The sequence below is a fragment of the Marisediminicola sp. LYQ134 genome, assembly GCF_046599635.1.
Classification (GTDB): domain Bacteria; phylum Actinomycetota; class Actinomycetes; order Actinomycetales; family Microbacteriaceae; genus Marisediminicola.
In genome coordinates, this window is record NZ_JBKIWP010000002.1 from 563,891 (window position 1) to 573,346 (window position 9,456).

Annotated in this window: 9 protein-coding genes; 7 read left to right on the top strand and 2 right to left on the bottom strand. The window is 68.6% G+C overall.

The features are described 5' to 3' along the window. Window positions 1–24: 24 nt before the first annotated feature. The 6 genes from ACLHIH_RS11315 to ACLHIH_RS11340 all read left to right on the top strand — a co-directional run bounded on the left by ACLHIH_RS11315 (window position 25) and on the right by ACLHIH_RS11340 (window position 5,942). Window positions 25–507: a hypothetical protein gene (locus ACLHIH_RS11315; RefSeq protein WP_411316918.1), complete on the top strand. Its 483-nt coding sequence runs from the start codon at window positions 25–27 to the stop codon at window positions 505–507. 121 nt (window positions 508–628) lie between these two features. After that, complete coding sequence (gene dnaK / locus ACLHIH_RS11320; protein WP_411316919.1) at window positions 629–2,506, top strand: molecular chaperone DnaK; 1,878 nt, start codon at window positions 629–631, stop codon at window positions 2,504–2,506. A 6-nt stretch (window positions 2,507–2,512) separates the two neighbouring features. After that, on the top strand, window positions 2,513–3,220 hold the full coding sequence (locus ACLHIH_RS11325; protein ID WP_411316920.1) for a nucleotide exchange factor GrpE: 708 nt from the start codon (window positions 2,513–2,515) through the stop codon (window positions 3,218–3,220). A gap of 8 nt (window positions 3,221–3,228) precedes the next feature. Next, the gene (locus tag ACLHIH_RS11330) at window positions 3,229–4,221 is read left to right on the top strand and encodes a DnaJ C-terminal domain-containing protein (protein WP_411316921.1); all 993 of its coding nucleotides are present in this window, start codon (window positions 3,229–3,231) and stop codon (window positions 4,219–4,221) included. 9 nt (window positions 4,222–4,230) lie between these two features. Next, window positions 4,231–4,656 carry a heat shock protein transcriptional repressor HspR gene (locus ACLHIH_RS11335; RefSeq protein WP_411316922.1) on the top strand — a complete coding sequence of 142 codons (426 nt, stop codon included), beginning with the start codon at window positions 4,231–4,233 and terminating at the stop codon, window positions 4,654–4,656. A 155-nt stretch (window positions 4,657–4,811) separates the two neighbouring features. After that, entirely contained in the window at window positions 4,812–5,942 is a 1,131-nt protein-coding gene (locus ACLHIH_RS11340) for a class I SAM-dependent methyltransferase (RefSeq protein WP_411316923.1), read from the top strand. Between the two features lie 130 nt (window positions 5,943–6,072). Here ACLHIH_RS11340 and ACLHIH_RS11345 read toward each other — a convergent pair whose 3' ends face one another. Further along, entirely contained in the window at window positions 6,073–7,017 is a 945-nt protein-coding gene (locus ACLHIH_RS11345; RefSeq protein WP_411316924.1) for an SDR family oxidoreductase, read from the bottom strand. Between the two features lie 163 nt (window positions 7,018–7,180). Between ACLHIH_RS11345 and ACLHIH_RS11350 the strand changes: the two genes are divergently transcribed. Continuing rightward, a complete protein-coding gene (locus tag ACLHIH_RS11350; protein WP_411316925.1) occupies window positions 7,181–8,020 on the top strand; it encodes a helix-turn-helix transcriptional regulator in 840 nt (279 codons plus the stop codon). A gap of 304 nt (window positions 8,021–8,324) precedes the next feature. Here ACLHIH_RS11350 and ACLHIH_RS11355 read toward each other — a convergent pair whose 3' ends face one another. Continuing rightward, a complete protein-coding gene (locus ACLHIH_RS11355; protein ID WP_411316926.1) occupies window positions 8,325–9,221 on the bottom strand; it encodes a glucose 1-dehydrogenase in 897 nt (298 codons plus the stop codon). Window positions 9,222–9,456: the final 235 nt, after the last annotated feature.

Sequence of the window (9,456 nt, forward strand, 5' to 3'; positions counted from 1 at the left end):
CGGGCACTGCAAGACTCACGGTCGATGGACTTCGATACCGGCAGTGACGAGCAGCTCGAACGCGTTGCCTATGGCCGTGGGCACCCTCCTGAGCTCGCGGCGAGTGGCTCTCTCGTGGCGGCGGGTTTCGCGGACCGGTCAGCCGAGGATGCGACATCCGAGATCGCCGGAAACAGTGCCACCTCCGTGGAGGACAGCTTCGATCTCTGGTTCGAGGGCCAGCAAATGCCGGCGGACGAGCTCGGCGCCGAGCTGCCGTTGATCGATCCGGAGTCAACCCGAGCGCTCGACACTATGGACTATGTCGACGAGGCGTGGATGGCGAAGGGCCGGGGCGAGCGGTACTGCCTGATTCTCGAAACGAGCGAAGGGGAATCCGGCTATTCGTGGACGTGCGCGAGGCCCGACGCGATCAGTGAGTCGGGACTCGAACTATCGAATTCCGAGTTCCGCATCGAGTGGCGAGCCGAATATTTGTCGGTATCTCCGGCCGAAACTGAGAGTTGAGCCTGACTGACTCAAGTTTGCGCCGACTCAACTTGACACGACCCGACTCAGATCGCAGACTTGACCCAACGAGGCTCAAGTACCGGGTCTCGACACGTTTTTGAGAAGGAGCACTGAGCACATGGCTCGAGCAGTAGGAATCGACCTCGGAACCACCAACAGCGTGGTCTCGGTTCTCGAAGGTGGAGAACCCACCGTCATCGCCAACGCCGAAGGCCTCCGCACGACCCCGTCGGTCGTCGCCTTCACGAAAGACGGCGAGGTGCTCGTCGGTGAGACCGCGAAGCGCCAGGCCGTCACCAACGTCGACCGCACCATCTCGAGCGTCAAGCGCCACATGGGCACCGACTGGACCACCGGAATCGACGGCAAGAACTACACGCCTCAGGAGATCTCGGCCCGCATCCTCGCCAAGCTCAAGCGCGACGCCGAGCAGTACCTCGGTGAGCCCGTGACCGACGCGGTCATCACGGTTCCCGCCTACTTCAACGACGCCGAGCGCCAGGCCACGAAGGATGCCGGTGAGGTCGCCGGTCTCAACGTGCTGCGCATCATCAACGAGCCCACCGCCGCGGCTCTCGCCTACGGCCTCGACAAGGGTAAAGAAGACGAGCTCATCCTCGTCTTCGACCTCGGTGGCGGAACGTTCGACGTGAGCCTGCTCGAAGTGGGCAAAGACGACGACTTCTCGACCATCCAGGTGCGCTCCACCTCCGGTGACAACCGCCTCGGTGGAGACGACTGGGACCAGCGCGTCGTCGACTACCTGATCAAGCGCTTCAAGGACTCGACCGGTGTCGACGTCTCGGGCGACAAGATCGCGAAGCAGCGCCTCAAAGAGGCTGCGGAGCAGGCGAAGAAGGAACTCAGCTCGAACATGAGCACGAGCATCCAGCTTCCCTACCTCTCGCTCACCGAGAACGGCCCCGCCAACCTCGACGAGACCCTCTCGCGTGCCAAGTTCGAAGAGCTCACGGCCGACCTGCTCGACCGCACGAAGAAGCCCTTCAACGACGTCATCAAGGAGGCCGGCGTTTCGGTCAACGACGTCGCCCACGTGGTTCTCGTCGGCGGATCGACCCGTATGCCCGCCGTGGCCGAGCTCGTCAAGAAGCTCCTCGGCGGCAAGGACGCCAACAAGGGTGTGAACCCCGACGAGGTCGTCGCCGTGGGTGCCGCACTCCAGGCCGGCGTGCTGAAGGGTGAGCGCAAAGACGTTCTGCTCATCGACGTGACCCCCCTGAGCCTCGGAATCGAGACCAAGGGTGGCATCATGACGAAGCTCATCGAGCGCAACACCGCCATCCCGACCAAGCGCAGCGAGACCTTCACGACCGCCGACGACAACCAGCCGTCGGTCGCGATCCAGGTGTTCCAGGGTGAGCGCGAGTTCACTCGCGACAACAAGAACCTCGGAACCTTCGAGCTCCAGGGCATCGCCCCGGCGCCGCGCGGCATCCCGCAGGTGGAGGTCACCTTCGACATCGACGCCAACGGCATCGTGCACGTGTCTGCGAAAGACAAGGGCACGGGCAAGGAGCAGTCGATGACGATCACCGGTGGCTCGTCGCTGCCGAAGGAAGACATCGAGCGCATGGTGCGCGAAGCCGAAGAGCACGCCGCCGAAGACAAGCAGCGCCGTGAGGCCGCGGAGATCCGCAACACCTCCGAGCAGCTCGCCTACTCGACCGACAAGCTCATCAAGGACAACGAAGACAAGTTGCCCGAAGACGTCAAGACCGAGGTCCAGGCCGACGTCGACGCCCTCAAGACCGCGCTCGCCGGCGACGACGACGCAGCCGTGAAGACCGCGTTCGACAAGCTCAACGAGTCGCAGCAGAAACTCGGCCAGGCGATCTACGCCCAGTCGCAGGCATCCGAAGGCGCCGAGGGCGCCCCGACCGACGCCCCCACCGGCGACAGCACCGACAGCAACGACGAAGACATCGTCGACGCCGAGGTTGTCGACGACGAGCCGACCGACGACACCAAGAAATAAGACACCATGGCAGACACTCCGAACGAAGCGGGCGACGAGCCCGTCGTGCGCGACAACCGCCGGATCGACCCTGAGACGGGCGAGGTTCGTTCCTCGCCCGCCTCGGGCGGTGCAACCGACGCCGAGTCGACGGGCGTTCCGTCGGAAGACGGCGACACGGCTGACATCGACGGCGGCGCCGAAGACCTCATCCAGGCCGAAGACGCCGACGTCGAGACATCCCTCGACGACGCGCCGCCGGCCGGAGCCGTGCCGCTGAGCGAAGCCGACCAGGCGATGCTCGACGACGCCGAACGCGACCTCGTGGCCGACATGCGCACCGACATGTTGCGCGCGCAAGCCGAGCTCGTGAACTTCCGCAACCGGGTCGAGCGCGACCGCGCGGCCAACCGCGACGCGGTCATCGCCGAAGTCATCCGCACGCTGCTCCCGGCGATGGACGACCTCACGCGCGCCGAGACGCACGGCGACCTCGAGGGGTCGCCCCTCGCCCTCGTCGCGCAGAAACTGCGCGGCGGGTTCGAGAAATACGGCTTACGGTCGGTGGGGGTCAAGGGCGAACCGTTCGACCCCAACTTCCACGAGGCCCTCGTGCAGCTGCCGTCGCCCGACGTCACGACCAACACGGTCGCCGACGTGATCGAACCGGGCTACGCCCTCGGCGACCGCCTCATCCGCGCCGCCAAGGTCGCTGTCCACGTTCCTGCAGAGTAAGGCGCCGGATGGCCAGCCAGGATTGGTTCGACAAGGACTTCTACGCCGTGCTCGGGGTCGCGAAAGACGCGACCCCGGCCGACCTCAAGAAGGCCTACCGCAAACTCGCCCGCAAGTATCACCCCGACGCCAACCCGGGTGACGCTGCGGCCGAGGCGCGCTTCAAAGAGATCAGCGAAGCCAACGCGGTGCTGAGCGACCCCGAGCAGCGCTCGGAGTACGACCAGATGCGAGCAATGGGTGCCGGTCGAGCGCGCTTCGCCGCGGGCGGTCAGCCTGGCGGGTTCGACGACGTCTTCGGCGGCATGTTCGGCGGGGGAGGTGGCGGCGCGAACCAGCGCACCACCTACTCCCAGCAGGGCGCCGGATTCGAAGACCTCTTCGGTGGGATGTTCGGTGGCGGAGGCTTCGGGCAGTCGACCGGCGGGTTCCGGGGCTCGGGTGCCCCCTCGAAAGGGCGCGACTACACCGCGTCGACGACCCTCGACTTCATCACCGCGATCAAAGGCGACACCATCCGGCTGCAGCCGTCGGAAGGGCGCCCCCTCAGCGTCAAGATCCCTGCGGGCGTCGCCGACGGCCAGAAGATCCGTCTTCGCGGCAAAGGCGAGCAGAGCATCGACGGTGGTGCCGCGGGAGACCTCGTGCTCACCGTCGCCGTTCGCAGGCATCCGGTGTTCGAGCGCGACGGAATCAACCTGCGCGTCGACGTTCCCGTGACCTTCATGGAGGCCACACTCGGCGCGACGATCGAGGTGCCGACACTCGGCGGAGAGCCCGTGCGCCTGCGCGTGGCCCCCGGAACGCCGAGCGGGCGCGTACTGCGCGTCAAAGGGCGCGGCGTCGAGACATCCAAGGGCACGGGCGACCTGCTCGCAACCGTGCTCGTCGCGGTGCCGTCGAGGCTCAGCCCCGCGGCGGAGAAAGCGCTCGAAGCCTTCGCCGCAGAACTGCCCGACGAGAACCCGCGGCTCGACCTGCTGGATCGCGCGAAGGGATAACGAGCGCGCATGAACGAGCACACGCCGATCTTCGCGATAGCGATGGCAGCCGAGCTCGCCGGAATGCACCCGCAGACACTGCGGCAGTACGACCGACTCGGGCTCGTGAGCCCCGACCGCACCGCCGGCAAGTCGCGGCGCTACTCGATGCGTGACGTCGAACAGCTGCGCGAAGTCGGCCGGCTGAGCGCCGAAGGGCTCAACCTCGAGGGCATCCGCCGCATCCTCGAGCTCGAGAACCAGGTGACCGAGCTCTCGGGGCGCGTGCGCCAACTCGAGTCTGCGCTCGCCGACGAGATGCTCAACCGGCCGGGGCGACGCGTGTTCGCGGCGCGGGAATCGGGCGACGTCATCTCGCTGCGCGCCGGCACACGCGCCCAGCGCAGCACCGAAGTGGTCGTGTGGCGGCCGCGGTGGCGGGAGCTCGAGGAGTAGGTCTGTTTGCGAGGGCGGGCGCGGGCGCGGGCCGGCGGGCGCGCGTGCGCGCATCCGGCAACTCGGCGCATCGCGGTCGCAAAACGCTGCACCGCCCATCGTTGAAGGACCGTTTGCGACCGCGATCCGCGCCCGTGTCGCGGGTACCCTCGACTGTGCCCGAATCCCCGTTCTCCTTCGACGCCTTGCGCCGACGCCCCGACGTCGAAGCCGACAACCTCTTCGCCGTCGACGCGAGCGACCGGCTCATCCTCGACGAGGCTGCAGCGGATGTCGCGGCCGCCGGACCGCGCGGAATGGTCGTGATCGGCGACCACTACGGCGCGCTCACCCTCGGCGCGATCGCCGTGCACGGGGCGCTCGACGTGCGCGTGCACCAGGATCCGCTCACGGGGGAGCGGGCGCTCGCGCTCAATGCGGCCGACCAGGGCATCGAGTCGTTCACGCACCATCCGCTCGACGCGTCACTGCTGGCCGGAGCCCGAGTCGTTCTCGCGCAGTTGCCGCGCAGCCTCGACGCGCTCGACGAGATCGCCGCGGCGGTCGCCCGGCACGCCAACCCCGACGTCGTGTTCGTCGGCGGCGGGCGTCTCAAACACATGTCGAGGGCCATGAACGAGGTGCTCGCTAAGCATTTCGGCGACGTGCGCGCCTCCCTGGGGAGGCAGAAGTCCCGCGTGATCACCGCGCGCGGACCGCGCGCCGAGGAGGCGGGCGATGCTCGAGCGTTTCCCCGACGGGAGCATCACGCCGACCTCGACCTCACCGTGTGCGCGCACGGCGCCGTCTTCGCGGGCACCAAGGTCGACATCGGAACGCGCTACCTGCTGAGCTTCCTGCCCGAGATGAGAGCGGATGCCGCGACCGCCGTCGACCTCGGGTGCGGCACCGGCATCCTCGCGTGCGTTCTCGCGCGAACGAACCCGCGGGTCGCGGTGCTCGCATCCGACGAATCGGCCGCGGCCGTGGCATCCGCCCGCGCTACGGCTGAGGCGAACGGCATCGCGCTCACGGTCGAGCGCGACGTCGGATTGTCGAAGCAGCCGGATGGCTGCGCCGACCTCGTGCTGCTCAACCCGCCGTTCCACACCGGGGCGACCGTGCACTCCGGGCTCGCGGGGAGCCTCTTCGAGGAGGCGGCGCGCGTGCTCAAACCGGGCGGCGAACTGTGGACGGTGTTCAACTCGCACCTCGCCTACCGTGCAGCGCTCACCCGCACGGTCGGGCCCACGAGGCAGGCGGGCCGCAACGCCAAGTTCACCGTGACGGTCTCGACCCGGGCCTAACCGCCACCCCGAGAGAACGCAGTTTCCGCGAGGGTGCGCGGGATCCGGCGCACCCTCGCGGAAACTGCGTACTTTGGCGGGGCGGGGTGCGCCGGGGCGGGGTGCGCCGGGGCCGGCGGGGTGCGCGGGGTCACACGGCCGGCAGCGCGACCCTCGTGAGTTGCTGCGAGACCTGCCAGAGGCGGGCGGCGTCGTCGCCGCTGCGCAGGGGCGCGTACATCCGCTGCTCCGCCGGAGCGCCACTCGTGTTTCCGAGTCCGCTCGGACCGTAGAGCACACCGCGCTTGGCGCTCGGGTCGGTCGCGGCCATGAGTGCCGAGTGCCCGGCGGTCTCGGGCGTTCCGGCGAGGATCCCGCGCGCCGACAGCCAGCGGATCACCCGCACCTGCGGGGTGTCGCCTCCGCGCCCGATCTCGGGGCGCGCCGCGAGCAGGTTGGTGGGCGCGACACCGGGGTGCGACAGGTTGCTCGTGATGCCCCAGCCGCCCGCCTCGCTGCGACGGTCGAGTTCGAGCCCGAACAGGCCGAACGCGATCTTCGACTGACTGTAGGCCTTCATGCCGTCGTAGGCGCGCTCCGAGTTGAGGTCGTCCCAGTTGATGCGGCCCGACCGCGCCGCGACGCTCACTTGCGAGGTCACTCGCGCGCGGCCCTCGCGCAGCAGCGGCAGAAGGTGGCCGACGAGGGCGAAGTGCCCCAGGTGGTTGGTTCCGAACTGCAGCTCGAAGCCGTCGGCGGTCGTCTGCCGGCTCGGCGGCGTCATGACGCCCGCGTTGTTGATGAGCAGGTGGATCGGGTCACCCTCGCCGAGGAGCGTCGCACCGAGCGCTTCGACCGACTCGAGCGACGAGAGGTCGAGGTCGCGAACCGAGATCTCGGCGTGCGGAACAGCCGAGCGGATGCCGGCGACCGCCGCGTCTCCTTTGGCCCGGTTGCGCACCGGGATGACGACCTCCGCCCCGGCCGCGGCGAGGCGCCGAGCGATGATGACGCCCATCCCGTCGCTCGCGCCGGTGACGAGGGCGCGGGTGCCCCGGAGGTTCGGAATGGTGATGTCGAATGTTCTGCGTGCCATGGTGTGCTCCTCGGATGTCGTGTGTTCCTCCACCGTCGCGGGTGTCGGCCGCAGGAGCCACGGCCTCCCGATCCGTGGCTGCGCGAGAGGGGGATCGGCGGGTCGTGGCTCCCCCCACCCGCACGCGGTAGACATGTGTTCACCCGCCATGAAGGAGACCGCCGTGATCGACCGCCCGGGACTCGCCGAGTTCCTCCGCCACCGCCGCGAGGCCCTGCAGCCCGAGGATGTCGGGCTGACGCGCGGGTCTCGGCGCCGCACATCCGGTTTGCGCCGGGAGGAGGTCGCGGTGCTCTCGCACATGTCGACCGACTACTACGCGAGGCTCGAACGGGAGCGCGGGCCTCAGCCGTCGGAGCAGATGCTCGCCTCCATCGCGCAGGGTCTGCACCTTTCGCATGAGGAGCGAGACCACCTCTTCCACCTCGCGGGGCACACCCCGCCGGCGCGCGGCACGAGCTCGGAGCACATCAGCCCGGGGCTGCTGCGCGTGCTCGATCGACTCGACGACACCCCGGCGGAGATCGTCACCGAGATCGGCGAGACGCTGCGGCAGTCCCGATTGGGTGCCGCGCTCACGGGCGACAAGTCGATGCTCCAGGGGCCCGAGCGCAGCCTCGGCTACCGGTGGTTCACCGACCCGTCGGCGCGCAACTTCTACGCCCCCGAGGAGCACCGGTTCTTGAGTCGGATGTATGCGTCGGGACTCCGTGAGATCGCGGCGCTCCGGGGCCCCGAATCACGCGCCGCCCGGTTGGCCGAGCTGCTGCTCGAGCGCAGCGCGGAGTTTCGGGAGCTCTGGGCCACGCACGAGGTCGGCATCCGGCCCCACGACGTCAAACACTTCGTGCACCCGGAGGTCGGCGCACTCGAGCTGCACTGCCAGCGCCTCGTCGACCCCGGGCACGCGCACTCGCTCATGATCTACACGGCTGTTCCCGGCAGCGAGAGCGCGGAGAAGCTCCGGTTGCTCTCGGTCATCGGGGCGCACACGCTCAGCTGACGCGAGCACCGAGCACCGAGCACCGAGCGCCGAGCGCCGAGCACCGAGCACCCGTTTTCGCGCGGTCGCGGTCGCGATGTGTCGTCTCGCGCGCGCCGGAACAGCCGTTCGCGACCGCGATGCGGGCCGGCGTGCCGACATCCGCCCGACCCCGCCCCGCCCGCAAACACAGAAGTGCCAAGCGAAGGGGATCGGGACCCGCAGGTCCACCGTTCTGGGAGACGGTGGTCGTCGGGTGCGATCTCCTCCGCTTGGCACGTTCAGAGGCCGACCGAGGTCAGCGCGCTGTGCTCAGCGGCGGTGATTACGGGGTGGGCATTCCGCCGTTGACGTTGAGCGTTTCGCCGACGACGTAGCTCGATTCACCCGACGCGAGGAACACGTAGGCGGGGGCGAGTTCGGCGGGCTGGCCCCAGCGGCCGAGCGGCGTCTGCGAGCCGGCGTCGGGCAGCTGGTCGGTCGGCTGTCCGCCGGCGGTCTGGAGCGGAGTCCAGATCGGGCCGGGTGCGACAACGTTCACGCGGATGCCCTTCGGTGCGAGCTGCTGCGCGAGCGCCTTCGAGAACGTGTTGATCGCGGCCTTGGTGGTCGCATAGTCGACGAGGTGCGGTGCCGGCGAGTACCCCTGGATCGACGACGTGTTGATGATCGTCGAGCCGGGCTTGAGGTGCGCGAGCGCCGCCTTCGTGATCCAGAACATCGCGTAGATGTTGGTTTTGAAGGTCGCGTCGAACTCGTCGTCGCTGATCTCGAGGATGTCCTCGTGGAACTGCTGCTTGCCCGCGTTGTTGATGAGGATGTCGAGTCCGCCGAGCTTCTCGACGGCCGTCGCGACGAGCTCGCGGCTGAACGCGGCGTCGGTGATGTCGCCGGGAAGGGCGACGGCGGTGCGGCCGGCCGCTTCGATGAGCGAGACGATGCGCTGGGCATCCTCTTCCTCTTCGGGCAGGTAGGAGATCGCGACATCCGCACCCTCGCGGGCGTAGGCGATCGCGACGGCGCCACCGATGCCGGAGTCACCACCGGTGATGAGGGCTTTGCGGCCCTCGAGGCGACCGGTGCCCCGGTAGGTGTCTTCGCCGAGGTCGGCCTTGTCGCGGAGGTTGGCGTCGAGGCCGGCGCCCTCTTGGTACTGCGCGCTCGGCTCGAAGTCGCTGTACATCTCGGCGGGGTTGGTGAATGCGTATTGGTCAGTAGCCATGGTGTGCTCGATCCCGTCCGCGCGTCGGCGGACTGTTCTCGTTTGGGGGTGGCCCGTGAGTTCGTCACGAGCGCTGTCCACGCTAACCGCGTGCTGGCTGGGAGGCATGGGGGTTGCGCTCGCGGCGCAGTGCCCCTACGCGGGGGTGAGTGAGACCGGGTTCGCCGCGGGGCGGATTTCGCCGTCTGCCGTTCACCTCGTCGTCGTCATCTGGTCGTGAGCGCCGCTTAGTTTC

What these genes read in the sequence shown, in the direction of transcription:
- ACLHIH_RS11325 (WP_411316920.1), top strand. Translation starts at nt 2,513, where the DNA reads ATGGCAGACACTCCGAACGAAGCGGGCGACGAGCCCGTCGTGCGCGAC.
- ACLHIH_RS11315 (WP_411316918.1), top strand. Translation starts at nt 25, where the DNA reads ATGGACTTCGATACCGGCAGTGACGAGCAGCTCGAACGCGTTGCCTAT.
- ACLHIH_RS11355 (WP_411316926.1), bottom strand. Translation starts at nt 9,221, where the DNA reads ATGGCTACTGACCAATACGCATTCACCAACCCCGCCGAGATGTACAGC.
- ACLHIH_RS11335 (WP_411316922.1), top strand. Translation starts at nt 4,231, where the DNA reads ATGAACGAGCACACGCCGATCTTCGCGATAGCGATGGCAGCCGAGCTC.
- dnaK (WP_411316919.1), top strand. Translation starts at nt 629, where the DNA reads ATGGCTCGAGCAGTAGGAATCGACCTCGGAACCACCAACAGCGTGGTC.
- ACLHIH_RS11330 (WP_411316921.1), top strand. Translation starts at nt 3,229, where the DNA reads ATGGCCAGCCAGGATTGGTTCGACAAGGACTTCTACGCCGTGCTCGGG.
- ACLHIH_RS11345 (WP_411316924.1), bottom strand. Translation starts at nt 7,017, where the DNA reads ATGGCACGCAGAACATTCGACATCACCATTCCGAACCTCCGGGGCACC.